Here is a 25098-nt window from a genome sequence, read left to right as displayed (position 1 = left end):
CTCTCACAGCGGCACCTCCACTCACGACGTCCCCACCTCTCACAGCGTCCCCTCCTCGATGTCGTCCATGGCCCGCGCGCACCCGGCGAGCGTCGGGTCGGCGAAGAAGCGCCGCAGCGGCACCTCCACGCCCAGCCGTTCGGCGGCGATCGCCGCCATCCGCGTGGCCAGCAGCGAGTCGCCGCCCAGCGCGAAGAAGTTGTCCACCCGGTCCAAGACGGGCGTGCCCAGCAGTTCCGCCCAGACGGCGGCCAGTTCCGTCTCCAGCCCGCCCCGCGGCACCCCCGCCTCGTGCCCGGCCGCCAAAGCCTCCGACGGGGCCGGACGGACTTCCGCCGCGCCGGTGGCGTAGTGGGCGAGCGGGTCGGGCGGGGTGGCCCAGTCGGCGGTGGCCAGCCACTCCAGGACCCGCAGGTACGTGGTGAAGGCGGTGTCCAGGGCGCCGGGCGGGAAGAGGGACTCGACGGCGTCCCAGCGGACCAGGAGCTCGCCGTCCACCTCGCCCACCTGGCAGTCGAGCCACACCTGCGGCGTCTGCGAGACGCCCCACACCGGGCGGGCGAAGGACGGTCCCGCGGTCAGCGACGGGTCGGCGACGCCGAGCGTGCTGGTGAACACCACGGGCATGGTCATGGCCGCGGCGGCGGCCCGGCGGGCCAGTTCGCGCATGACCCACACGGCCGACACCTCGCCGTGCTCAAGCCCGCGCCACACCTCCTCCTGCAGCCCGCGCGCCCCCTCCAGCCAGCCGCCGCCCGCGCGGTGGGCGACCAGCATGAGCGAGGTGAAGTCGCCGAGGACGCGGTGGATGTGCGGGTGCGCTTCGCGCCGGTCGAACAGGGTCAGGTTCAGCGTCAGCTCGCGCTGCCCGCTCCACGCCCCCAGCACCTCACCGAACGCCGCCGCCAGCACCGTGGACGGCGTCAGGTCGTGTCCCCGCGCCAGCCCGCCGACCAGCCGCCACAGCCGGGCGGGCAGCCTGGCCTCGCGGCGCGCGAACCTCGGCCGCTCCACCTCCTCGGGCCGCCTCGCCAGCGGCAGGCGCGGCGCGGGCGGCAGGCCGGGCAGGCGGGCCGACCAGTAGTCCTTGGCCCGTTCGAAGACCGCGGGGTCGGGCTGCTGGGCGAGGAGGTAGTCGCGGAAGGTGACCTCGACCGGGGGCAGCTGGGCGCCGGGGTCGTGGTAGAGGCGGTCGAGCTCGCTGAGGAAGACCATGGTGCTGAGGGCGTCCATGGCGATGTTGTCGAAGCTGACGCCGAGCCGTACACCCTGCTCGTGGGGTACGGCGCGGGCGTCGAACAGCGGCCAGACGGCGGGGTCCAGGACCTGGTGGGACATGCGTTCGCGCAGCTCGTCCACGGAGTCCTCGCGCCGGATGGTGAAGCGCGGCACCTCGGGCAGGACGCGCTGCAGGCCGTCGGCGCCGAAGACGACGCGCAGCATCGGGTGGCGGGCGATCAGGCGGTTCCAGGCCTCTTCCAGGCGGTCGAGGTCGATGTCGCCGTCGTACTCGGTGTAGAAGTGGCAGCCGACGCCGCCCAGGGTGAAGTGCCCGGCCCGGCCCAGCCAGTAGGCGCGCTGGACCTCGGTGGGCGGGAACGGGGTGTGGCGGTGCTCCTCGTCCGCGCGGATCTCGGGGGCGAGCCCTGCCGCGTCGCCGAGGGTGAGGGTGGCCGCGAAGGCGCTCAGGGTGGGGCGCTGGAACAGGACGCTGAGCTTGGCGTCGGCGATCCCGGCCGCGCGCAGGCGGGCGATCAGGCGGGTGGCCAGCAGGGAGTCGCCGCCCAGGGCGAAGAACCCGGAGTCCCTGCTCACCTCGGGCACCTCCAGGAGGTCGGCCCAGATCGCGGCGACCGTCTCCTCCACCTGACCCTCCGGAGCCCGCCCGCCTGCCATCTCCTCCGGTACGGGCCGGCGCGCGAGGGCCGCCAGGGCTCCTCTGTCGACCTTGCCGTTGGCGGTCAGCGGGAGGCTCTCCACCAGGGTGACGGCCGACGGGACGGAGTGGCCGGGCAGCAGTCGCGCCGCGTGGGCGCGCAGGTCCTCCTCCGCCGGCGTGGGGCCGGCCGCCAGGGCGAAGGCGTGGAGGTGGCGGTGGGTGCGGGGGCCGGTGGCGACCGCCACGGCGCGGGCGACCCCCGGGTGTGACTCCAGGGCCGCCTCGACCTCGCCCAGCTCGATGCGGTGGCCGCGGATCTTGACCTGCTGGTCGGTCCGGCCCAGGAACTCCAGGGTGCCGTCGGGCCAGTAGCGGCCGAGGTCGCCGGTGCGGTACCAGCGCTCGCCGTCGTGTTCGACGAAGCGCGCCGCCGTGGTCCCGGGGTCGCCCCGGTAGGCGGTGGCCAGGCCCGCGCCGCCGATCCACAGCTCGCCGGGCACCCAGTCGGGGCGGTCGGCGCCGGTGGGGCCGGCGACGCGGTAGCGCTGGTTGCGCAGCGGCCGGCCGTACGGGATGGAGGTCCAGTGCGGCGGCACGCCGGTGACGTCGTGCGCGTTCGACCAGATGGCGGCTTCGGTGGCGCCGCCGAGGGCGACCAGGCGGCAGCGTCCGCCGCTCTGGGCGGCGAGGCGGCCGGGCAGGTCGAGGCCGACCCAGTCGCCGGAGACCAGCGCCAGGCGCAGGGACGGCGGCAGCTGGGGGGCGGTGACGAGCAGCATGTCCAGGAGGGTCGGCACGGTGTTCCAGAGGGTGACGCCGTGTTCGGCGCACAGGCGGGCCCAGGCCTGGGCGTCGCGGCGCTGGTCCTCCTCGACGAGCACGAGCGTGCCGCCCGCGCCGAGGACGCCGAACAGGTCGTAGACCGACAGGTCGAAGTCGAGGGCTGACAGGGCGAGCACCCGGTCGTCGGGGCCGACGCCGTAGCGCTCGCCGATGTCGGCGACGGTGTTCAGGGCCGCCCGGTGGGCGACCTCCACGCCTTTGGGCTCGCCGGTGGAGCCGGAGGTGAAGATGACGTACGCGGACGAACCCGGATCCACCCGGACGGGCGCGGGCAGGGGGTCGGCGGGCGTGTGCGGCCAGGCGGCGTCGATGACGTGCGCGGCGGCCGACCGGGTGAGGATGCGCTCGCGGCGGGCGGGCGGCTGCTCGACGCCGACCGGCACGTACACGCCGCCCGCGGCCAGGACGCCGAGCACCGCCGTCACCTGTCCCGGCCCCTTGGGCAGGGTCACGGCCACCGCGTCGCCCGGCCGTACCCCCTGGGCGCGCAGCCGTCCGGCCACCCGCAGGGCGTCGGCGGCCAGCTCGCCGTAGGTGGCGGTGCCGAAGTCGCCGGCGAGGGCCGGGCGGGCGGGCTCGCGGGCGGCCCGCTCGAAGAACGCGTCGTGCAGCAGCCCCTCCGGTACGGCTGCCGCCGTGTCGTTGACCGCCCGCCGCACCCTCCGCTGGTCCTCCGGCAGCGGCAGGGGCGAGGGAATCGACCAGTCGGCCCGCGCCAGATGCTCCAGGAACGCCCCATAGGTGCCGAACATGGCGTCGAGCACGCCGGGCGCGAACAGCTCCTCGACGGCGTCCCAGGCCAGGTGGAGCCCGTGGTCGTACTCGTTGATCTGGTGGTCCAGCCATACCTGCGGCGTCTGGGTGATCATCCAGCCGGGTTCGCCGAACGCCTCGCGCACCTCGGGGGCGATCAGCTCGGTGCCCAGGTTGCAGGCGAAGACGACGGGCGCCGCCGCCGGGCTGCCCCGCTTGGCCAGCTCCCGCAGCACGTCCACGCCGGAGTGCCCGGTGTGGCGGGCGTCGGTGCGGAAGCGCCGTTGCAGGGCCCGCGCGCGGCCGGCGAACGACTCCCCCTCGGTGAGGTCGGCCTCCAGCAGGATGAGGTTGGTGAAGTCGGCCACCAGGTGCGGCACGGACGGGTGCACGGTTTCGTCGCGGTCGAACAGCGGCACGTTCAGCAGGAAGCGCGGCTCGGCGCTCCAGGCGGCAAGCACCTCGCTGTAGGCGGTGGCCAGGACCATGGCCGGGGTCAGGCCGTGCTCGCGTGCCTGCTTCTTGAGCAGTTTCCAGGTGTCGATGTCGAGCCAGCGCTTGCGGCGTACGAAGCGCGGCGCGATGATCGCGGCCGGGTCGGCGGCGAGCGGGAGCTGGGGCGGGCCGGGCAGCTCGGCCAGGCGGCCCTCCCAGTAGAGGCGGTCGGGCTCCGGCGGCGCCGGCCTGGCGGCCAGGTAGCGGGGGAAGGAGCAGTCCAGGCCGGGCAGGTCGCGGCCGAGGTAGAGCCTGGCCAGGTCGCGCAGGAAGATCTGCAGGCCGAGCACGTCGGCGGCCAGGAAGTCGACCTCGACGTGGACCCGCGTGGCTCCGCCGGGCAGCAGCGACAGCCGTACGTCGAACAGCTCGCCGCGCGCGGCGTCGAAGCGGCGGTGCGACAGCTCGGCGCGCACGCTCTCGGCCCCGGAGGAGTAGACGGTCAGTCCCGGCCAGGCGCCGGTCTCGGTGATCTGCTGGGTGCCGTCGTCGTGGAAGACCGCGCGCAGCATCCCGTGGCGGCGCACGAGCGCGCGCACGGCCGCCTCCAGCCGTTCCGGCTCGACGTCGCGGCCGTCGAACTCGAGGTAGGCGTGGCAGCCCACGCCGCCGAGCACCTGCCCGTCGGCCCGCCCGATGGCGTACGCGAGCTGGACGGGTGTCAGCGGGAACGGCGCGCCCTCGTCCACGGGCGGGGCGGCGGCGGCCGGCGGCGCGCTCAGGCGGGTGGAGACCAGGGCCCACCAGGCGGCCAGCGTGGTCTCCCCGGCCAGGTCGGCGAAGGCGATGCGGGCGCCGGCCCGCCGCCACCGGCCGGCCAGCCGCATGGCGCGCAACGAGTCCAGGCCGAGCCCGATCAGGTCGGCGTCGTCGGAGATGACGGAGGGGGAGATGTCGAGCTGCGCCGCGATGTCGGCACGCATGGACTCCAAAGACAGCACAGATTTCCCTTATCGGTCAGCTTGCCGGGGCCACCGCGACAATAGTTAGGTAACCCTTGCCTAATCAAGACTCCCTGTAACAAAATCGGGAACCCCGTAGACATCGGGCGAGAGGACGGTTCTGTGCTGGACGGGTGCGTGCCCTGGCCGGAGGAGTTCGCGGAGCGATACCGCGCCGCCGGGTACTGGAAAGACGAGACGCTGGGCGAGATGTTGCGCGCCCGGGCGCGCGAACGCGGCGAGCGGCCCGCCCTGGTCGTGGGACAGGAGAGATACACCTACGCGGAACTGGACGCCTGGGCCGACCGGGTCGCGGCCGGCCTGCTCGCGCTGGGCATCGGACCGGGCGACCGGGTCGTGGTCCAGCTGCCCAACACCGCCGGCTTCGTCGCGCTGATCTTCGGGCTGTTCCGGCTCGGCGCGCTGCCGGTGTTCGCGCTGCCCGCCCATCGCTCCAGCGAGATCGGGTACTTCTGCGCGTTCACCGGCGCGGTCGCCTACGCCATCCCCGACGAGCCCGAGTACCGGCAGCTCGCCGAGGAGGTCCGCGCGGACCTGCCCGCGCTCAAACACGTGCTGACGACGATCCCGGAGGCCGGCCCGGTCGAGCTGCCCCGGCCCGACCCGGCGGACGTGGCGCTGTTCCTGCTGTCGGGCGGCACCACGGGCGTGCCCAAGCTGGTCCCCCGCACCCACCAGGAGTGGGCCTACAGCGGGCGGGCCGTGGCCGAGGCCTGTGACTACGACGCGAGCACGGTTCACCTGGTGAGCCTGCCGCTGGGCCACAACTGGCCGCTGACCCACGGCCTGCTGGCCACCGTCCACGCCGGCGGCACGCTCGTGCTGGCATCCGGGCCGAGCCCCGACGAGACGTTCCCGCTGGTCGAGCGGGAGGGCGTCACCGAGACCGGGCTCGTGCCCGGCGTCGCGCTGCTCTGGATGGAGGCCGCCGAGTGGGGCGAGCACGACCTGTCGAGCCTGCGGCGGGTCACGATCGGCGGCTCCAAGCTGAGCGACGAGCTCGCCACCCGGGTCGAGCCCGCGCTCGGCTGCCGACTGCAGCAGGCGTTCGGCATGGCCGAGGGGTTGTGCGGCTTCCACCGGCCCGCCGATCCGCCCGAGGTAGTGCTGGTCAGCCAGGGGCTGCCGGTCTCGCCGGCCGACGAGACGCGCGTGGTCGACGAGGAGGACAGGGACGTGCCGCCGGGCGAGATCGGGCAGCTGCTGGCCCGCGGGCCGTACACGATCCGCGGCTACTACCGCTCCCCCGAGCACAACGCGCAGTCCTTCACCTCCGACGGCTTCTACCGCACCGGCGACCTGGTCCGGCTGCTGCCGACCGGCCACATCGTCTTCGAGGGACGGGTGAAGGACCAGATCAACCGCGGCGGCGACAAGATCGCGGCCGAGGAGGTCGAGAACCACCTGCTCGCCCACCCGAAGGTCCGCCAGGTCGCGCTGGTCGGCGTGCCCGACGAGGTGCTCGGCGAGCGCGGCTGCGCCTGCGTGGTGCCGCGCGGCGAGCCGCCGACGCTGGCCGAGCTGGCCGCGTTCCTGCACGAGCGCGGGCTGGCCGCCTTCAAGGTGCCCGACCGGCTGTGGATCATGGCGGAGTTCCCCCTCACCCCTCTCGGCAAGGTCAGCAAAAAGGCCCTGACCGCCATGGTCGGCTGATGCACGCCGAGTTCGAGGAGATCTGCGCCAAGGCCGCGGCCGAGGCCAGGAACGCCGGGCACCCCGTCCTGGCGTTGTGGCGCGAGGAGATCGAGCGGGTGGAGCCGCTGCTGCCGTCCGCGCCGTCGCGCAGCACGTTCTTCTGGTCCTCGGGGGACCTCACGATCCTGGCCATGGACCGCGCGATCGCCTTCCCCGCCGAGGGACCGAACCGCTTCGCCGAGGTGCGCCAGGCGTGGGAGCGGACCGCGCGCACGATGGTCTGCGGCGGCCCCGGCGAGCGCGCCACGCCCGCGCTGGTGGGCGCGTTCTCCTTCGGCGAGGGCCCCGGCTCGCTCATGTGGGTGCCGCGCGTGCTGGTCGCGCAGCGCGCCCGCGGCCCGGCCACGCTGTGCCTGGCCGCCCGCGCCGATCCGGTCCACGGCGTCGAGGACGATGCCGCCCGTACGGCCTGGCGCGCCGTCAGCTGGCTGGCCGGCACCGTCGTACGGCCCTGCCCGCCGCTTCCGGTCACCGGCGCCGCGATCGAGGAACTGCCCACGGCCGGGGAGTGGAAGGCGATGGTGGCGCGGGCCGTCGGCCGCATCGAGGCGGGCCGGTTCAGCAAGGTCGTGCTCGCCCGCCGGCTGCGGGTGCGCCTGCCGTACCCGCCGGACCTGGGCGGGCTGCTGCACACGCTCGTCGGCGCCCAGCCCGGCGCCACCGTCTTCGCGGCCGGGACCGGCACGCGGACCTTCGCCGGCGCCACTCCCGAGCGGCTGGTGGCGGTGCGCGGCGGGCGGGCCGAGACGATGAGCCTGGCCGCCACGCTGCCGCGCGGGAGCACCGGCGGCGATGACGCCCGGCTGCGCGCGGAACTGCTCGGTGACGCCAAGTGCCGGCGCGAGCAGGCCATCGTCACCGACATGTTGCGCGGCGCGCTGGCCGAGGTGTGCCATGAGGTGGAGGCGCCGGACGAGCCGGAGGTGCTCGACCTGCCGCACGTACGGCACCTGCACAGCCGGGTGCGCGGCCGGATCGCCGACCCGGAGACGACCGGTGTGCTCGATCTCGTGGAGCGGCTGCATCCGACGCCCGCCGTCGGCGGCCACCCGCGCGCGGAGGCGCTCGGCTGGCTGCGCGCGGCCGAGGGGTTCGACCGGGGCTGGTACGCCGGCCCGATCGGCTGGGTGAACGCCGACCACGAGGGCGACTTCGCGGTCGCGCTCCGCTCGGCGCTGCTCGACGGCGCCGTCGCGACCCTCTTCGCCGGCTGCGGCATCGTCGCCGGTTCCGACCCGGAGCGGGAGCTGGCCGAGACGTGGCTGAAGTTCCGCCCCATGCTGTCCGCTCTCCTCAACGACCAGGGAGGCCCCCGATGAGCGATCGCGCGGCGCTGATGGAGCTCATGGCGCCGATCCGCGGCCGGGTGGTGGCGGCGTCGGCGCTGCAGGTGGTGTACGCGGTGTCGGCGCTGGTGCCGTTCGTGTGCGTGGCGGAACTGGCCAGGGAACTGCTGGCTCCGGGCCCGCCCGACGGAGGACGGGTCTGGGCCATCGCGGCGGTGGCGATCGGCGGCCTGCTGGTGCGCTTCCTCGCCTTCGGCGCGGCCGGCGCGATCATGCACTTCGCCGACGCCGACCTGCAGCTGCACCTGCGCAGGCGGATGGCAGCGCATCTGGCCAGGGTGCCGCTCGGCTGGTTCACCGACCGCAACTCCGGCCAGGTCAAGAAGGCCGTGCAGGACGATGTCAGGGAGATGCACCACCTGGTCGCGCACGCGCTGCTCGACCTGCTGGCGGCGGTGGTGACGCCGCTGGCGGCGCTGGCGTACCTGCTGACCGTGGACTGGCGGCTCACGCTGGTCACGCTGCTGCCGGTGCCGCTGTTCGCGGTGGCCTTCGCGGTGATGATGCGCGGGTTCGGCGAGCAGATGAGCCGCTGGGCGGAGGCCAACGAGCGGATCAACGCGGCGGTCGTCGAGTTCGTGCGCGGCATCGCGGTGATCAAGACGTTCGGCCAGACCCAGCGCTCCTACCGGCGCTTCGCCGAGGCGGTGGACGACTTCGCCGACTTCTTCGGCGCCTGGGTACGGCCGATGCTGCGGCTCAGCGGGCTCAGCATGGCGCTGATCTCGCCGCCGACGATGCTGCTCGTCGTGCTGGCCGGCGGCGCGCTGTTCGTCTCGCGGGGCTGGCTGGCCGCGCCGGACGTGCTGCCGTTCGCGCTGGTCGGCGTGGGACTGACCGCGCCGTTCCTGACGCTCGACATGGGCTCGATGCGGCTGCGCAGGGCGGCGGAGTCGGCGGGGAAGGTCGCCGCGCTGCTGGACAGCCCGGTCCTGCCCGAGCCGGAGGAGCCGGTCGCGCCGGAGGGCCACCGGGTGGAGTTCCGCGGCGTGGGCTTCTCCTACGACGGCGAGGCCCAGGTGCTGCGCGATATCGACCTGGTCATGGAGCCGGGCACGGTCACCGCGCTGGTCGGCCCGTCGGGGTCGGGCAAGTCGACGCTGGCCAAGCTGCTGCCCCGCTTCCACGACGTCACCGAGGGCGCCGTCCTCATCGGCGGGCGGGACGTGCGTGCGATCGGCTCCGACCGGCTCTACCGGCACGTGGGCTTCGTCTTCCAGGAGGTGCAGCTGCTGCGCGCCCCCGTCGCCGCCAACATCGCGCTCGGCCGTCCCGGCGCGAGCGCGGAGGAGATCGAGCGGGCGGCGCGGGCGGCGCAGATCCACGATCGTGTCCTGGCCCTGCCGCGCGGCTACGACTCGGTGATCGGCGAGGACGCCCACCTGTCCGGCGGCGAGGCCCAGCGGGTCTCGATCGCCCGCGCGCTGCTGGCCGACGCGCCCATCCTGGTGCTCGACGAGGCCACCGCGTTCGCCGACCCCGAGTCGGAGTCGGCCATCCAGGACGCCCTGTCGACCCTGGTCGCCGGGCGCACGCTCCTGGTCATCGCGCACCGGCTGTCCACGATCACCGGGGCCGACCAGATCCTCGTGCTCGACGGCGGCGCCGTGGGCGAGCGCGGGGTGCACGCGGACCTGCTGGCCCAGGACGGGCCCTACGCCCGCCAGTGGGCCGCCTACGCCCGCGCGAGCGAACGCGACTGGACCCACGACGAGGAGGTCGTCCGATGATCCGCAGCCTCACCGCCCTCCTGGGTGCGAGCTTCCAGCGGCAGCTCGCCATCACCGCCGTCTACGCCGTCCTGCAAGGGCTGACGTTCGCGCTGCTCGTGCCGGTCCTGCGGGCGCTGCTCGACGGCCAGTCCGCGACGGGCTGGCTGGCCGTCTTCGCCGCCGTCGTCGCCGCCACCGCCGTCGCGCACTACATCCAGTCCCGGTACGGCTACGCCGTCGGCCTGTCGGCCATGCGCGGCCTGTTCCACCGCATCGGCGACCACGTGGCCACGCTGCCGGTCGGCTGGTTCGGCGGCGACCGCGTGGGCCGGCTCGGGCAGCTGGCGGGAAAGGGCGTCATGGACGTCATGAGCGTGCCCGCCCACCTCATGCAGGTGCTGGTGACCGCGGTCGTGACACCGGCGACCGTCCTGGTCTGCATGCTCTTCTTCGACTGGCGGCTGGCCCTGGCCGCGCTGGCCACGGCGCCGCTGATCTGGCTGGCCTTCCGCTGGACCGCCGCGCTCGTGCAGCGCAACGACGCCGCCATGCACGACGCCGCCGCCGAGGCCGGCGACCGGGTCGTGGAGTTCGCCCAGCAGCAGGCGGTGCTGCGCGCCTTCGGCCGTACCAGCGAGGGCTTCGAGCTGCTGGACACGGCGCTGTCGCGGCAGCGCACCGCGCTGCGCAGGCTGCTCGGCACCGCGCTGCCCGGCCTCGGCGCGGTGGCGCTGTCGGTGCAGCTCGCCTTCACCGTCACGCTGATCGCCGGGTGCGCGCTCGCGCTCGGCGGCTCGGTGGACGTGCCGGAGCTGGCGGGCGTGCTCGTCCTCGCCGTGCGCTTCACCGAGCCGCTGCTGGCCGCCGCGGACGTGGGCGCCGAGCTGCGGCTGGCGCGGGGCAGCCTCGCGCGCGTCAACGAGCTCCTGGACACGCCCGCGCTGCCCGAGCCCGGCTCGCCGAAGGAGCCCGCCGTACCGTCGGTCGAGCTGGAGGACGTCGGCTTCTCCTACGGCGACGCGCCCGTCCTGCGCGAGGTCTCCTTCACCGTCGCCCCCGGCACCATGACCGCGCTCGTCGGCCCGTCCGGCTCGGGCAAGACGACGCTCACCCGCCTCATCGCCCGCTTCTGGGACACCGGCTCGGGAACCGTGCGCGTCGGCGGCCAGGACGTGCGCGAGCTGTCCACCGAGCGGCTCATGGGCATGGTCTCCATGGTGTTCCAGGACGTCTACCTCTTCGAGGGCAGCGTCGAGGAAAACATCCGCCTCGGCCGTCCCGCCGCCACCGACGAGGAGGTACGCGCGGCCGGGCGGGCGGCGCGCGTGGACGAGATCGTCGAGCGGCTGCCCGGCGGCTGGCAGGCCCGGGTCGGCGAGGGCGGCGCCACCTTGTCCGGAGGCGAACGCCAGCGCGTCTCCATCGCCCGCGCCCTGCTCAAGGACGCCCCGATCGTGCTGCTCGACGAGGCCACGGCCGCGCTCGACCCCGAGAACGAGGCGGCGCTCGTGGACGCCCTGTCGGCGCTGGCCCGCGAGCGCACGCTGCTGGTCATCGCGCACCGGCTGCAGACGATCGCGCGCGCCGACCAGATCGTGGTCCTGGAGGCCGGGCGGGTGGCAGAGCTCGGCACCCACGACGAACTGCTCGCGCGCGACGGGCGCTACGCGGCGTTCTGGCGGGAACGGTCGCGCGCGCGGGGGTGGAGGCTGGCCGGGCGGGCGTAGGGGACAATGGGGCCATGGCCGAGGAACGACCCCAGTGGCGAGTACTCGGCCGCCCCCGCGGGCGGCCGCCCCGCATCACGCGCCCGGCCATCGCCGACGCCGCCCTCGCCGTCGGCTTCGACAACCTGACGCTGGCCACCGTGGGCGAGCGCCTGCACGTCAGCCACTCCGCCCTCTACCGGCACGTGACCGACCGGCAGGAGCTCGTCATCCTGGCCATCGACCGGGCCATGCAGCGGGCCGAGTGGCCGCGGCCCACCGGCGACTGGCGGGCCGACCTGCGCGCGCAGGCGTGGGCGATCTGGCGGCTGCTCGACGCGCATCCGGGGCTCATCCAGGAGTTCCTGCGGCTGACGCGCTTCCCCTCGCAGATCATGGTGCGGTTCGGGGCGGCGGTGCGGCTGCTGGTCTCGTGCGGGTTCACGCCGGAGCGGGCCTTCCTCGCGGTGGACACGGTCTTCGACCTGACGGTGGACGTGTTCGGGCGGGGGCAGCAGATGGACCGGCCCGCGGCGGACGGGCCGGTGCGGGTGGCGACGGCGGACGCGTGGGCGGACGGGGTGGGACCCGAGATCGAGGCCCTGATGCGCGCCGCGCTCAACGAGCCGGCGGCGACCTGGTTCGACCGCAAACTCACCCTCGTCCTGGACGGCATCACCGCCTCCCTCGCCCCCGGCACCCCCACCTGATCCTCACTCCACTGCGGCCGCGGCAGTTCCTCGGAAGCGTCCGCCGCGCCCCCCGGCCCGGCGGCGGCCGGCCGCGCATGTCGGCGAGTTCCGCCCGGCCGTAGACGTCCAGGCGAGCCTCGTCCTCCCTGCTCAGCCCATCCGCCGGCCACGAGGCCACGCAGGCGCGGACCTCGTCCGGCACCTCGGCCAGGCGCCTGGTCGGCGCGCGGGCGTGGCCGGCGGGCAGCAGGAAGCCCCGTGTCGGGGTGCGCTCGTGGCGCGAGAGCGGCGCCGCCCGGCGGAACAGGTAGGAGTTGCGCGGGCCGCCGCTGCTGACGGGGAGGGCGATGCCGTGGCCGGGCGGGCCGGCGACGAGCCGGGGTGAAAGCTCCGCGCGCTGCGCGGCGAGCGCCTTGGCGGCCGTTTCCCGGCTCGGGTGATACATGAGCGCGACGCTCAGCTTCAGGCCAGCCAATTGTCGGTCCCTCTCGTGCCAACTCCATTTCGCCCATGGCGGTGCGCATCAGGTCGGCGTGCTTTCCGGCGGCCGGGTGAACGGACACGGTGCGCATTCCGGCGGCACCGGCGGCCGAAATTCCCGGCGCCGAATCCTCGAAGACAACGATGTCTTCGGGGCGCAACCTCGGGACTATTTCGGCGCGGCGCTCCATCGCCGTGATATATCCCTCCGGGTGTGGTTTTCCGAGAACGGCCGCGAACAGGTGGGCGAGTCCCGCGAGGACCGGCGGCAGGCGGACGGCGAGGCGCCGGATCAGGACGGCCGCGTCGGGCCGGACCGGCGACACCGCGCGCAGGCGAGCCAGGTGGCGCCAGGCGGGCCCGGCCCAGCCGTTCGAGCTGTTCGGGCGCCGGTGGCGGCAGGCGGAAGGCACGGTGGATCTCATGGACAGGTCCCGGTCGCTCGGGCCGCCGAGCCTGGCGCGGAAGAAAGGGCGGTCGAGCTCCACGCCGAGCTCGGCGGCGGTTTCGGCGTACAGGAGATATCGCAGTTCGTCGTCGCGGGTGATGGTGCCGTTAAGTCGAAGGCGACCGCGCGTACTCCACAAAGACCGGCAATCGCCGGCGACGCCCCCGCTATCCCCGTGAGTGTCATGACTTACACATTTACCGGCATACCACCACCCCTGCAGCATCTGTGTGCGGCAGCATGTGCCCATTGCAGCGTGTTGCCAAGGTCACATCCCGTCATCGATGACCGACATCACGTTGCCATTTCTGGCACAATGTGATTAGTTTCTGACACAATGCACACGCCTCATAATGTCTGCTGAGAGAAGGAATGCTCGCTCAACCGGCCTTCGGCCACCGCCTCAGGGCGCTCCGTCTCGAACGCGGGCTGTCTCAGGCCGCGCTCGCCGCCGGCGGGCTGTCCACCGGCTATCTCTCCCGGCTGGAGTCCGGCGCCCGCCCGCCCACCGCCCGCGTCGTCGAGCACCTGGCGGAGCGCCTCGGCGTGCCGGTGTCGTCCTTCGACGCCGCGCACGAACCGCAGTCGCTGGCGCAGGTGCTGGCCTCGGTGACCTCAGCGGAGGAGACCGGCGACCCGGGCGAGGCCCTGGCCGACGCCCTGCGCGCCGACGACCGCGTCAACCCGGCCCTGACCTGGCAGGCGATGTGGCTGCTCGCCCGCATCCGCGGCGGCCAGGCCCGCCACGACGAGGAGCTGGAGCTCCTGGGTGAGCTGGTCGCGCTGAGCGACAGCCTGGGCTCGCCCGAGCTGCGCGCCCGCTCGCGTACCGAGCTGTCGCGGTGTGTGCAGGCCCTCGGCGACAGTACAACGGCTCGCGACCACGCCCACGAGGCCTACACGCTCTCCCCCGACCTGTCCGCCGCCGACCGGGCCGGCGCGCTCCAGGCGCTGGTCTCGGCCGAGGCCGAGGCCGGCCGGCTGGCCGAGGCCAGGGCCCACGCCGACGAGTTGTGCGAGGTGACGGAGCAGGCCGGCGGCACGCTGTTCATCAAGGCGCTGTGGGCCTCGGCCACCGTCCGCATCCGGCAGGGCGACTACTCAGGCGCCCTGGAGGCTCTGGAACGCGCGCTGCGGGGCCTCGACAGCCGGGTCGACCTGCAGCTGTGGACGCGGCTGCGGCTGGCCGCCGCCTCGCTGTACCTGCAGATCACCCCGCCGCTGACCGACCGGGCCGCGGCCAGGCTGGACGAGGTCGGGCCGGTGCTCGCCCTGGTCGGCACCGACCTGCACCAGCAGCAGTTGCTCACGCTCCGCGCCCACCTGGCCTTCGAGGAGGGCCGGATCGAGCAGGCCCGCGAGCTGGTCGAGCGGATCGGCGAGGCGGGCGAGCTGCTGCTGTCCTTCCGCGACCGCATCAGGTTCCAGGCGCTAAGCAGCCAGCTGCTCATCCTCGACGGCCAGGTCGAGGAGGGCAACACCGCGCTGCGCACCCTCGCCACGCAGGCGCAGGAGGCCCTCAACGTCGAGCTGGCGGCCGAGATCTGGAAGATCCTGGCCACCACGCTCTACAGCAAGGCCTGACCGCTGACGCCGGGGCGGCGGGCTCGATCGTGGGCGCCGTCATGGCCGGGCTCATGACGGAATGGTGTGCAGACGGTCGGCGAAGCGCTTGGCGAACTCCTCGGCGGTGCTCTCCGCGACCATTTGCGGCCGGTAGGAGACGACCATCCGCAGGCCGCCGTCCGCGCGCGGCCACAGCTCCGTGTGCAGCTCAAGCGGCAGTTCCAGGTACGGCTGCCGCACGAAGGCCGTCCTGAGCCCGCTCAGCGCGAGCCCGGCGGGCGCGTTGTCCTGCAGGGCGAAGAGCGTCTGGTAGATCGGCGGGCGGCCGGTGCGCGGCGGGTTCACCAGCCGCAGCACCTCGGGGAAGGGCACGTCCTGGGCGGCGAACGCTCTGGCGACGACGTTCCCGGTCTCCCTCACCGCGGCCGGGCCGCCGTCCAGCGCGCCGCCGCGCAGGCGGACGCCGAGCATGTTGATGTGGCAGCCGACGACCCGGTCGAGGGCGGGGCCGTACCTCTGGGCGATGGGGACGCCGACGGCGAAGTCGCGCTGGCCGGTCACCTCGGCCAGGCTGCTCGCGCACAGCGCGAGCAGCGCGGCGAAGCGCGTGACGCCGAGCCGGGCGGCCAGTTCGTCGACCCCGGCCACGACAGCCGGGGCCAGCGGGCTCTCCAGGTGGCGGGGGCCGCGGGCCAGCGGGTCCACCTCGTCGGCGGGCCAGCGCAGCTCGGGGACCGCGGTGAGCTCGTCGAGCAGGTAGTCGCGGTGGTCGGCGAGGTCGGCGGCGACCGGGTGGCGGCGCGGGCGGGGCGGGCGGGGCGCGGGGCCGCAGTGGCCGTGGTTGTAGGCGTCGGCCAGGTCGGCGGCCAGGACGGACTCCGACCAGCCGTCGAAGGCGATGTGGTGGACGGCGGCGCCGAAGACGGCCAGGTCCGGCGCCACGGGAACCAGCGCGGTGCGCCACACCTCGCCGCCGGTCAGCTCCAGCGGGCCGGCCAGGGCGGCGCGTAACGCGCCGGCGGCGGCCTCGACGTCCGGCCGCGCCGGGAGCACCTCCAGGGGTGGGGGCGGGATGTCGGGCGAGGTCCAGGCGGCGGGCCTGGGGTCGGCCAGGTAGACGGCGCGCAGCGGCTCGTGCCTGCGGTGCACGGCGACCACGGCCGCCTCCAGCGCGGCGCGGTCGAGCTCGCCCTCGACGGTCCAGGTGAGCAGGCAGTGGGCGGTGCGGTCGCCGGGTGAGGCCAGGTGCTTGGTCAGGTAGACGACCTGCATGGGGGTCAGGGGGGCGACGTCGCAGGCGGCCGGGGCGCCGTCCCGGCCGTCCTGGTCCTCGGTGGTGCGCAGCCAGGTGGCCAGGGCGGCGACGGTGGGGTGGCGGTAGACGCGCGAGACGGGGACGGGCCGGTCCAGGCGGGCCGACAGCCGGGCGCAGACCCGCCCGGCGGCCAGCGAGTCACCGCCGAGCTCGACGAGGGGGACGTCGCGGGGGACGTCCCGCCCGCCGAGGACCTCGCGGAAGACGGCGGCCACGAGCCGGTCGACGGGATCGTCGGATGCCGCCTCGATGTCGGCTCCGGCCTGATCGGCGGCGCTCGGCGCCATCGACAGGAGGGCGCCTTCGTCGAGCTTGCCGCGTTCGGTCACCGGGAAGGCGGGCACGCTCACCACCGCCGCGGGGCGGTGGTAGGGGGCCAGGACGAGGTTCAGGGCGCCGAGCGCCGCATCGAGCGGGTCACCGGAGGTTTCCGGCACGCAGAACGCCACCAGGTCGCGGGCGGCGGCGCCGTCGCCGGGCCGGGGCAGCACGCGGCAGTGCCGTACCGCGGGCAGGAGGCGTTCGACCTGGCGCTCGATCTCGGCGGGCTCGATGCGGTGGCCGCGGATCTTGACCTGGCGGTCGGCGCGTCCGCGGAAGTGCAGCAGGCCGTCGGGGCTCCAGACGCCGAGGTCGCCGGTGCGGTAGACGCGGGTGCGGCGGCCGCCGACCCGTACGTGGGTGAACCTGGCGCGGGTGAGCTCCTCGTCGCCGAGGTAGCCGAGGGCCAGGCCCTCTCCGGCGATGCAGATCTCGCCGGTCTCCCCCACCGCGCAGGGGCGGACGCCGTCCAGGACGTGCACCTGGGTGCCGGGGACCGGGCGGCCGAGCGGGATGCCGCCGGGGCGTTCGCAGTCGGCGGCGGTGACGCGGTGGGTGGTGGCGAAGACGGTGCTCTCGACGGGGCCGTAGCCGTTGAGCAGCACGATCACCGGGTGCCTGGCGACGAACCTGGCCACGTGCCCGGCCGACAGCCGTTCGCCGCCGATCATGACCTGGCGCAGGCCCTGGAAGGCGTCGACGTCCTCGTCGACGATCATGTTGAACAGGCTGCCGGTGAGCCAGACCGTGTCGGTGCCGTGGGTCTCGACGGCCGCGCGCAGGCAGCCCGCCGACAGGTAGGGCTCCTCGACGACGAGCGAGGTGCCGCCGTTCAGCAGCACCGACCACAGCTCCAGCGAGAAGGCGTCCCAGGGGGCCGGCGCGGCCAGCGGCATCACCGTGTGGGCGCCGAAGCGGGCGAACCCGTCGTGCTGGAAGAGCCGGGCCGTGGCCCAGTGCGGGGTGAGCACGCCCTTGGGCCGTCCCGTCGTGCCCGAGGTGAAGAAGACGCACGCGGGGTCGCCGCCGCCGACGGCGGCGGGCCGGTACCCGTCCGGTACGGTGACCGGCCCCTCCGGCGGCGACCACACCGGCAGCCCGAGGTCGGGGCAGCCGGCGTCCGGCCAGCACACCACCAGCCCGGCGGCCAGGTCCTCGGCCGCCTCGGTGATGCGGCGCGCGGGCCAGGCGGGGTCGAGCAGCGCGTAGGCGGCCCCCGTCTTCAGTACGGCCAGGAGCGCGATCACCAGTTCGACGCTTCTCGGCAGCAGGATGGGCACGCGGGCGCCCCGGGTCACTCCGGCCTCCGCCAGCCGGGCCGCCCACGCGTCGGCGGTCCGGTTGAGCTCGCCGTACGTAACGGTGGTGTGTCCCGACACCAAGGCGGGCGCGTCCGGTCGTGACAGTGCCGTCCGCGCGAGCACCTCGTGCAGGCCTTCGCTGAGCGAGGCGCACGGGCGCCCCGTCGTCCAGCTCGGATCTGGCTGCACGGTTTCCACTCCCCTCACCATTCTTGTCAAAAGATTGCCATATGGTTGGCAAATCAGGCAAGCTGTTGCCCGACAGTTCCCGGGAGGTGCGCTCATGGCCCGCGACCGATCGCTCGACATCGCCGTGACGGGAATCTCCGGCAGGTTCCCCGGCTCGAAGGACCTCGACGCGTGGTGGGCCGCGCTGACGTCGGGGAAGGTGCTCACCACGCGCTACGACAGGGCCGCGCTGCTGGCCGCCGGAGTGCCCGCCGCGCTGGCCGACGACCCCGACTACGTGCCCGTGCGCGGCCACCTCGACGGCGCCGACCGCTTCGACAACACGCTCTTCCGGGTCAGCGCCCGCGAGGCGCAGCTCATGGACCCGCAGCACCGCCTCATGCTGGAAGCGGCATGGGCGGCGCTGGAGGACGCCGGGGCCGGACGGCCGGGCGAGGGCCCACGCACCGGCGTGTACGCCTCCAGCAGCGGCAGCGGCTACCTGCGCAGCCTGGTCACCGGCCGTACGCTCGACCCGGCCACGCTCGACCAGGTCATCCACGGCACCGAGCCCGACTTCATGGCCGGCCGCGTCGCCTACAAGCTCGGCCTGACCGGGCCCGCCATGGCCGTGCAGACCGCCTGCTCGTCCTCGCTGGTCGGCGTCCACCTGGCCGTGCAGGCGCTGGTCTCCGGCGACTGCGACCAGGCCGTCGTCGTGGCGGCCGGGCTCGGCTTCCCGCAGGCCGGATATCTGTGCATGCCGGGCGGGATCCAGTCGGCCGCCGGTTCCTGCCGGCCGTTCGACGCGCGGGCCGACGGCGTGGTCGCCGGGTCCGGGGTGGTCTGCGTGGTGCTGCGGCGGCTGGCCGACGCCTTGGCGGACGGGCCTTCGCCGTACGGGATCATCCTCGGCACGGCGATCAACAACGACGGCGCGGCCAAGGCCGGCTACCACGCCCCCTCCGTGGCCGGGCAGGAGGCCGTGATCAGTTCCGCGCTGCGCGCGGCCGGCGTCGGCGCCGAGTCCGTCGGCTATCTGGAGGCGCACGCGACCGGCACCCGGGTCGGCGACCCCATCGAGTGGTCGGCGGCCTCGGCGGCGCTCAAGGGCATGGGCGCGGCGCCGGGGCAGGTGGCGGTGGGGGCGCTCAAGGCCAACATCGGTCACCTCGACGCCGCCGCCGGGCTCGCCGCCCTGGTCAAGGCGTTGCTGGTGGTGCGCGAGGGCGTCGTGCCGCCGGTGGCCGGGTTCACCAGGCTCAACCCGCTGCTGGAGAACGGCGACTCGCCCCTTCGGGTCCCGGAGGAGCTCTCCGCCTGGACCGGGCCGCTGCCGCGCCGCGCGGGGGTCAGCGCCTTCGGCATCGGCGGCACCAACGCCCACGTCATCATCGAACAACCCCCCGCCCTCTCCCCCCTCGACGGCTCCGACGGTGCGAGCGCGCACCTCGTGCTGGTGTCGGCGGCCGACCCCGAGGCGCTGGACCGGGCGGCGCGCCGGCTCGCGAGCCACCTCGCCACGTGTGAGCCCGATCTGGCCGACGTGTCCTACACGCTGGCCGCGGGCCGGGCGGAGCTGCCGGAGCGGCTGGCGGTGTCGGGGCACACGACGGCCGAGGTGGCCTCGGCCCTGTCGGACGGCGCGGCCCGGGGGCGCCGGCCGGCGGACGGGCCCGCTCCGGTCGTCTTCCTCTTCCCCGGCCAGGGCAGTCAGCGTCCGGGGATGGCGGTGCCGTTCGCGCGGTCGCTGCCGGGATTCCCCGCCGCGCTGGCCGCGTGCCTGGACTGCTTCGCACCGGAACTCGCCGAGCGGGTCGAGCGGGCGCTGCTCGATCCCGCCTTCCCCGCCGCCGGCCTGCGGGAGACCGAGCTGGCGCAGCCGTCGCTGTTCGCGCTGGAGCACGCCGCCGCCACCGCCCTCATGGCCTTGGGGGTACGGCCGGCGTCCCTGCTCGGCCACAGCCTCGGCGAGATCACCGCCGCCTGCCTGGCCGGGGTGTTCACCCTGCCCGACGCGGCCCGGTTCGTGGCCGTGCGGGGCAGCGCGATGCAGGGCTGCCCGCCCGGGGCCATGATCGCGCTCGGCCGCCCGGAGGCGGAGGCCACGAAACTGGCCGCCGAAGCCGGGGTGGACCTGGAACTGTCCGCGGTCAACTCGGCCGGCTCCTGCGTGCTGGGCGGCACCGTCGCCGCGGTCGAACGCTTCGAGCTGGCCCTGGGCGACAAGGTCGTCCATCGCCGGCTGTGTACGAGTCATGCCTTCCACACGCGCCTGGTCCAGCCCGCGGTGCCGGAGCTGGCGATGGAGCTGACCGACATCCGGCTGCGCCGGCCCGTGCTGCCGTACGCGGCCAACAGCACCGGGCGGGTGATTCCCGCCGGGGTGGTGGTGAGCCCGGAGTCGTTCATCGAACAGGCCCGCCACCCCGTACGCTACGCCGAGGCCATGGCCTCCACCGCCCTCTCGCTGCCCGGCGCGGTCGCGGTCGAGATCGGCCCTGGCACCACGCTGTCGGACCTGGCCGCGAACCTGGTCACGGTCCCGCTCTCCCCCGGCCGCCCCGCTTCCCGCCCGGCCGACGAGGTGCTGAACGCACTGGGCCGGCTGTGGACCCTCGGCCAGCCCGTCGATCCGCGTGCTCTGTGCGGGACCGGGCGGCGCGTCCATCTGCCCGCCTATCCGTTCGCCGGGCCTCGATGGGTGGCTCCGGAGGCCGCCGCCAAGGAGCTCGACCTCGCCCTGCCCGTTGTCGAGAGCCCCTCCTGGGACGGCGTCCCGGTGGATCGGGCCTCGGAGGCGCCCGCGGTGCTGGCCGGGCTCTGGGCGGAGTTGCTGGGCCAATCGGATCTGACGGCCGAGTCCGACTTCTTCCAGCTCGGCGGCGACTCGCTGCTCATCACGAGCCTGGCCAGGAAGGTCAACCAGGAGCTCGGGATCCGGGTGCCGATCCGGTCGATGCTGGCCGGCCGTACGCTCGGGCGGCAGACCACCATCGTGCTCGACCTGCTGGCGGAGCCCGTGGCCGCGGCGGGCCCATGACGGGTGCTCCGGCATCGCGGCGGCGCCTGGTTCTCCCCTGGGACCAGGCGCCGGTTCGATGCCGCTGCGGGCCTTCTATGCCACCGCGGGCTCGGGAGCTCTCACCGCGCCCGCCCCGGCGCCCCACACCGCGGTCCTGTCGTGCGGCGGTCTTGCCATGCGTGTGCCCATGACCTTGCCACGCGGGTCGCCTCCGGCTGGGCTTGGCCTTGCCGTGTGGGCGCGCTTCGGACCCTGGCGGGGCGCGGTTCCGGTGGTCTTGGGCAGGACAGCGCCCGCGCGGCCTGGGGGTGGCGGCGCGGGCGCTGGGTGGATGGCTCCGCAGGACTGCCTGCGCGAGCGCGTGGGCGGGTCGACGCGGGCGTGCGGCGTCGGCCTGCGAAAGCGATCCAGGTGTGGCGACGATCCAGGTGCGGCGGTCATCCAGGTGCGGCGGTGGTCCTGGTGTGGCGGTGATGTGCGGCCGGCCGGGGAGGAACACGGCCGGGCCGGGCCTACGGCCAGTCGATCTCCACGCCTTCTGGCAGCGTGGCGGCGACCCGCGAGAGGTCGGGTTGTACGGCGGGCACCCTGGAGGCGCCCGGGTCCCGCGACGGGTCGGCGTGCGTGTCGGCCGGAGCGATCCTCGTCTTCATGTTTCTGCTCCCTCGGGCGAAGACTCCTGTGAGGAGCGCCATGAGGGCGGTGGCCATCGCGATACCGGAGTATCCCCCTGAGGACACGCGATGCTCCCGGGTACGGCTACCTGCCGTGGCGGCGGGGAAGGCGCAGGGGTCCTGGACACGGATCCCGGTCGCGGAATGCGGCTTGTGCGGACCTTCCATCGGAACCCCCGAATGGCAACTGCACCCGAATTTCACAGGAAAAGTTCAGTTTTCTCGCGCCCCCGGCGCGCGAGCCCGGGATCCGATCAGCGATGCGCATCGTCCCGGGCCCTTTCACGAATGCGACGGCGTTCTGCCGGCGATTCCGAAAGGTCAGCCCCAGCCATTGGTGTCCTTGTCGGCGGTGCTCGTGTTGGGCGGCGCCGCGGCGTACGCGGCGGAGGACACCGCGGCGACAGAAGAGAAAGCGGCGGCGCTGATGATGATGGGAAGGGCGATCCGCTTGGCCATCGTGCTGATCATTGTTCTTCCTCCTTCTTGCATTTCCTGAAGCCCTTGCTTCGCTTTCGATTCTCGACCGCCGCAATGCCGAAATCGAGGACTTCAGGTGTCAGCACCCTGCAATGGCAGGACCGTGTCAATGAGCCCGATAAAAGGGCATGCGAATATCCCGGGTCAATTGAACGCGCACTTAACGCAAGGCGAAAGCGCGCCCAATGGCCCGGGAACGTCCTGCCGTCCCGGCAGGACGGACACCCGGCGAACCGAACGGGGTTCGGAAACCGCTATCCACGACCGAGGTCGTCGAGTATGGAATTCCACGCGAGGTCGAAGCCCTCGGCCAGGCATCCGTCCAGGACGGCCTCGCCCCGCCCCGTGCCGACCTCCATCTCGGGCGACATCCAGGCGGCCATGGCCGCCAGCTCGGCGCTCACCCGGTCGGGAAAGCCCGGCAGGCCGGCCAGCCTGCCGATGAACACCACCAGTTCCGGCCGGCTGATAGCGGAGAGCGCGACGAGGAGCCTGGCGGTCAGCACCGCCATCTCCGCCACGATCCGCAGTGCGCCCTCGTGTCCCCGCTCGGCGCCTTCCACCAGGCCGTCCAGCGACAGTTCGCCCAGGCCACGGGTGGTCAGGATGCGTTCGAGATCGGTCTGGACGGGGCCGTCGGCCGGCCGTTCGCACACCCGCCGTTCGGCGGCGCCCGACATGCGGCCGGCGAGCGTCAGCGCCTCGGGGACGCAGACGGGCACGGGCGACGCCTGGAGCCGGCCGTCCACGATCAGGCCGATCTCGATGGAACGGCCGACCGCGACGTAGGCCATGTCCCTGGCCGCACGCCGGTCGCTGTTGCGGTACTTGTAGAGCATCTCCATCTCCACCGCCTGCCTGGCCAGGTAGTTCGGCCCGAACAGGCGGCTGAGCGCGCGGTCCACGGCGGCGTGGCAACTGGTCCCCTGCGGGCTGGGCGTCACCTCGCACGGTGGCGCGGAGAAGCCCGCCACCACCCACGTGAGGTCCTCGCGGGCGATCCCGGCCTGCTTGCAGACCAGGTCGACGGTGCGCATGAGGTCGTCGAAGCACTCGGCCTCGTTCTCGCCGCGCAGCGCGGAGACGCGGGTGATCCGCGTGTCACCGTCGAGCCGGGAGACCGCCCACTTCGCGACACCGTCGCGGACGTCGACGCCCATGACCCAGCCGGCCTCGCGCCGCACGCGGAAGAGGGTGGCGGCCCGTCCGGGACCGCCATCCTGCTTGCCATAGCGCTCGACCAGGCCGTTGTTCTCCAGGTTCATGACCGCGGAGGAGACCGTCGGCTTCGACAGCCCGGACACCCTGGCCAGTTCGGCCCGTGAGACCCGGCCGAAGTGGCGGATCAGGTCGAGGACGTAGCGCTCGTTCACCTGGCCGATCACACTGGGGCCGACGCCGCGCACCCTGGTCGACGGACGCTCCGTGGCGCCCTTTTCAGGGAACTGCGGGACCGGCACGGCCGCCCAGTCGGAAATGATGATGTCCTCCGCCTGGTCGACGATCGTGGCCATGCACTGCGTTATGACCCAATCGCCGCGGCCGGCCGAGTCCAGCGCCTGCTGGCAGATCTCGACGGCCTTGGCCTCCGCTTCCAGAAGCGTCGCCTGCAGGAGAAAAAAGACCACGTTCATGCCGTCAGGCTCTGCTCTGACGTGGAAATGCTCCAAGCCGCTCGCGCGGCCGACGAAGCTCCGCAGGGAGAGTTCGAACCGTTCTGCGTTCGCTCCAGGTGACCGCCCGCTCAATCGGGCCGTGACGATATACACTATTCATCAATCCCTGATCAAAACCGCAGCGCTTTCTCCCAATCGATCTCCATAAGTATATGGGGCGAATATTCGAAGGGCAGCATGCTGTCGTGTCATGAAGCTGCGGTGGCAGGGTGCTGCCAGCCTCCCCGGCCCCTGACCGCCCTGCCGTACTCGTACGAACACACTCTGTGACGATGAGCGGGTAGAGGACGACATCAGCCCCACGGCGGGCCTGACGGGTCCGGCGCGTGGCGCGTCGGCAGGGCGGTGGATCAACGGCTTACCAGCGCAAACGGAGCCCGCGGCCACCGGCTTATCTGGACCTCCTATTTCTCACCGCGGTAAAGCACGAGCCGGGCTCGCCAAACTGAGAAAAAGTGGCCAAAGGAAAGGGCCATGTCAAGATTGCCAAAGTAGAATCCCCACGGGAGACTCAACGTCCAACGATGCCCGTTGGCAGCTTCGGGAGGCGGCGTGTTCGAGTCCATAGGTTTGGGCCCAGACGCAGCTACGTTGTACAGCGCAATCCTTGACAACCCCCAGTACGGAGTGAACGACCTGGCGGACCTCCTCGGCTGGCCGCCGAGACGAGTGCGCCACATCCTCGACGAGCTGGCCGAGTTATCGCTGGTACGCCCGTCGTGGGAACATCCGGAGACCCTGCTGGCGGTGACCCCCGCGGTGGGGTTCTCCACTCTCCTGGCCCGCCAGGAGCAGGAGCTTCTCCAGCGCCAGCAGGAACTGGCCGCCAACCGGCGGGCGGTGATGGAGCTCATCGAGCAACATTCGAGACAGCGTGCGGCCCAGCACCCCGAGGTCGACCATTTGACCGGCCTCGACGAGATCCGCACCCGCATCGAAGAGCTCGCCAACACCTGCCAGACCGAGCTGATGGCCTTCGCGCCCCGCGGCGCGCAGACCAGGGAGGCCATGGAAGCCAGCCGCCCGCTCGATCAGGCCGTCCTTGACCGCGGCGTCCTCATGCGGACGATCTACGTGCAGAGCATCTACAACGACAGCTTGACCCTCGAGTACGCCCACTGGCTGACCGAGGCCGGCGCGCTGGTGCGCACCTACGGGGCGCTCTCCCAGCGGCTGCTCATCTACGACAGGGAGAGCGCGCTGGTTCCGGTCAACCCGGAGGAGGAGACCATGGGAGCCGTCCTGATCAGAGGGACGGGGATCGTCAACGCGCTGTGCGAGCACTTCGAGTCGGTGTGGGAGCACTCCGCCGAACTCGGGGCCGGGCAGCCGCGCCGCCAAGGAGAGGAGCTGACCGCGCAGCAGCTGGCCGTGCTGCGCCTGCTGGCCGACGGCCACACCGACGAGACCATCGCCCGCCGCCTCGGCGTGTCCATCCGGACCACGCGCCGGATCACCGCCGAGCTCATGACACTCCTGGGGGCCCGCAGCCGCTTCCAGGCCGGCGTCCGCGCCACAGAACGCGGCGTCCTCCGCTCCGACCCCTGACCCCACCCGAGGC

General features: G+C 73.5%; 14 protein-coding genes and 1 pseudogene. 8 read left to right on the top strand and 7 right to left on the bottom strand.

The window, feature by feature from the left end:
* Nucleotides 1–39: 39 nt before the first annotated feature.
* On the bottom strand, nt 40–4893 hold the full coding sequence (locus ACIBHY_RS06680; protein ID WP_397306153.1) for an amino acid adenylation domain-containing protein: 4854 nt from the start codon (nt 4891–4893) through the stop codon (nt 40–42).
* Nucleotides 4894–5034: 141 nt separating this feature from the next.
* On the opposite strand from ACIBHY_RS06680, the gene ACIBHY_RS06675 reads away from it, so the two are divergent.
* Genes ACIBHY_RS06675 through ACIBHY_RS06655 form a run of 5 tightly spaced genes read left to right on the top strand, consistent with a single transcriptional unit; the run spans nt 5035 to nt 12101 of the window.
* Nucleotides 5035–6585, top strand: coding sequence for a (2,3-dihydroxybenzoyl)adenylate synthase (locus ACIBHY_RS06675; protein ID WP_397256889.1), 1551 nt, complete (start codon nt 5035–5037; stop codon nt 6583–6585).
* Nucleotides 6585–7946: an isochorismate synthase MenF gene (locus ACIBHY_RS06670; protein ID WP_397256891.1), complete on the top strand. Its 1362-nt coding sequence runs from the start codon at nt 6585–6587 to the stop codon at nt 7944–7946. The genes ACIBHY_RS06675 and ACIBHY_RS06670 overlap by 1 nt, the downstream gene beginning before the upstream one ends.
* The gene (locus ACIBHY_RS06665; RefSeq protein WP_397256893.1) at nt 7943–9703 is read left to right on the top strand and encodes an ABC transporter ATP-binding protein; all 1761 of its coding nucleotides are present in this window, start codon (nt 7943–7945) and stop codon (nt 9701–9703) included. Before ACIBHY_RS06670 ends, ACIBHY_RS06665 begins: the two co-directional genes overlap by 4 nt.
* Entirely contained in the window at nt 9700–11412 is a 1713-nt protein-coding gene (locus tag ACIBHY_RS06660) for an ABC transporter ATP-binding protein (protein ID WP_397256895.1), read from the top strand. The genes ACIBHY_RS06665 and ACIBHY_RS06660 overlap by 4 nt, the downstream gene beginning before the upstream one ends.
* Nucleotides 11413–11426: 14 nt before the next feature.
* Nucleotides 11427–12101, top strand: a complete 675-nt coding sequence (locus tag ACIBHY_RS06655; protein WP_397306152.1) for a TetR/AcrR family transcriptional regulator — start codon at nt 11427–11429, stop codon at nt 12099–12101.
* Here the strand turns inward: ACIBHY_RS06655 and ACIBHY_RS06650 are convergent.
* The gene (locus ACIBHY_RS06650; protein WP_397306151.1) at nt 12067–12558 is read right to left on the bottom strand and encodes a hypothetical protein; all 492 of its coding nucleotides are present in this window, start codon (nt 12556–12558) and stop codon (nt 12067–12069) included. The genes ACIBHY_RS06655 and ACIBHY_RS06650 overlap by 35 nt on opposite strands.
* Nucleotides 12559–12652: 94 nt before the next feature.
* Nucleotides 12653–12988, bottom strand: a pseudogene (locus tag ACIBHY_RS06645) (HAD-IA family hydrolase); the annotation flags it as partial.
* Nucleotides 12989–13383: 395 nt separating this feature from the next.
* Here ACIBHY_RS06645 and ACIBHY_RS06640 point away from each other — a divergent pair.
* Complete coding sequence (locus ACIBHY_RS06640; RefSeq protein ID WP_397256903.1) at nt 13384–14595, top strand: helix-turn-helix domain-containing protein; 1212 nt, start codon at nt 13384–13386, stop codon at nt 14593–14595.
* 51 nt (nt 14596–14646) lie between these two features.
* Here the strand turns inward: ACIBHY_RS06640 and ACIBHY_RS06635 are convergent, their stop codons facing one another.
* Nucleotides 14647–17712, bottom strand: coding sequence for an amino acid adenylation domain-containing protein (locus ACIBHY_RS06635; RefSeq protein ID WP_397306150.1), 3066 nt, complete (start codon nt 17710–17712; stop codon nt 14647–14649).
* Between the two features lie 85 nt (nt 17713–17797).
* Between ACIBHY_RS06635 and ACIBHY_RS06630 the strand changes: the two genes are divergently transcribed.
* Entirely contained in the window at nt 17798–20725 is a 2928-nt protein-coding gene (locus tag ACIBHY_RS06630) for a type I polyketide synthase (RefSeq protein ID WP_397306149.1), read from the top strand.
* Between the two features lie 494 nt (nt 20726–21219).
* Here the strand turns inward: ACIBHY_RS06630 and ACIBHY_RS06625 are convergent, their stop codons facing one another.
* From ACIBHY_RS06625 to ACIBHY_RS06615, 3 genes are all read right to left on the bottom strand, one after another.
* On the bottom strand, nt 21220–21360 hold the full coding sequence (locus ACIBHY_RS06625) for a hypothetical protein (RefSeq protein WP_397256909.1): 141 nt from the start codon (nt 21358–21360) through the stop codon (nt 21220–21222).
* 342 nt (nt 21361–21702) lie between these two features.
* The gene (locus ACIBHY_RS06620; protein ID WP_397306148.1) at nt 21703–21852 is read right to left on the bottom strand and encodes a hypothetical protein; all 150 of its coding nucleotides are present in this window, start codon (nt 21850–21852) and stop codon (nt 21703–21705) included.
* Nucleotides 21853–22115: 263 nt separating this feature from the next.
* Nucleotides 22116–23495 carry a MarR family transcriptional regulator gene (locus ACIBHY_RS06615; protein WP_397306147.1) on the bottom strand — a complete coding sequence of 460 codons (1380 nt, stop codon included), beginning with the start codon at nt 23493–23495 and terminating at the stop codon, nt 22116–22118.
* 669 nt (nt 23496–24164) lie between these two features.
* On the opposite strand from ACIBHY_RS06615, the gene ACIBHY_RS06610 reads away from it, so the two are divergent.
* The gene (locus ACIBHY_RS06610) at nt 24165–25085 is read left to right on the top strand and encodes a helix-turn-helix domain-containing protein (RefSeq protein ID WP_397306146.1); all 921 of its coding nucleotides are present in this window, start codon (nt 24165–24167) and stop codon (nt 25083–25085) included.
* The last annotated feature ends 13 nt before the right edge of the window (nt 25086–25098 follow it).

It is taken from the genome of Nonomuraea sp. NPDC050547 (genome assembly GCF_044457345.1).
Lineage (GTDB): Bacteria > Actinomycetota > Actinomycetes > Streptosporangiales > Streptosporangiaceae > Nonomuraea.
Note: the sequence above shows the minus strand (reverse complement) of the source record. Positions and strands in the feature narration are given on the sequence as shown.

What these genes read in the sequence shown, in the direction of transcription:
- ACIBHY_RS06680 (WP_397306153.1), bottom strand. Translation starts at nt 4,893, where the DNA reads ATGCGTGCCGACATCGCGGCGCAGCTCGACATCTCCCCCTCCGTCATC.
- ACIBHY_RS06670 (WP_397256891.1), top strand. Translation starts at nt 6,585, where the DNA reads ATGCACGCCGAGTTCGAGGAGATCTGCGCCAAGGCCGCGGCCGAGGCC.
- ACIBHY_RS06665 (WP_397256893.1), top strand. Translation starts at nt 7,943, where the DNA reads ATGAGCGATCGCGCGGCGCTGATGGAGCTCATGGCGCCGATCCGCGGC.
- ACIBHY_RS06660 (WP_397256895.1), top strand. Translation starts at nt 9,700, where the DNA reads ATGATCCGCAGCCTCACCGCCCTCCTGGGTGCGAGCTTCCAGCGGCAG.
- ACIBHY_RS06655 (WP_397306152.1), top strand. Translation starts at nt 11,427, where the DNA reads ATGGCCGAGGAACGACCCCAGTGGCGAGTACTCGGCCGCCCCCGCGGG.
- ACIBHY_RS06640 (WP_397256903.1), top strand. Translation starts at nt 13,384, where the DNA reads ATGCTCGCTCAACCGGCCTTCGGCCACCGCCTCAGGGCGCTCCGTCTC.
- ACIBHY_RS06630 (WP_397306149.1), top strand. Translation starts at nt 17,798, where the DNA reads ATGGCCCGCGACCGATCGCTCGACATCGCCGTGACGGGAATCTCCGGC.
- ACIBHY_RS06625 (WP_397256909.1), bottom strand. Translation starts at nt 21,360, where the DNA reads ATGAAGACGAGGATCGCTCCGGCCGACACGCACGCCGACCCGTCGCGG.
- ACIBHY_RS06620 (WP_397306148.1), bottom strand. Translation starts at nt 21,852, where the DNA reads ATGATCAGCACGATGGCCAAGCGGATCGCCCTTCCCATCATCATCAGC.
- ACIBHY_RS06615 (WP_397306147.1), bottom strand. Translation starts at nt 23,495, where the DNA reads ATGAACGTGGTCTTTTTTCTCCTGCAGGCGACGCTTCTGGAAGCGGAG.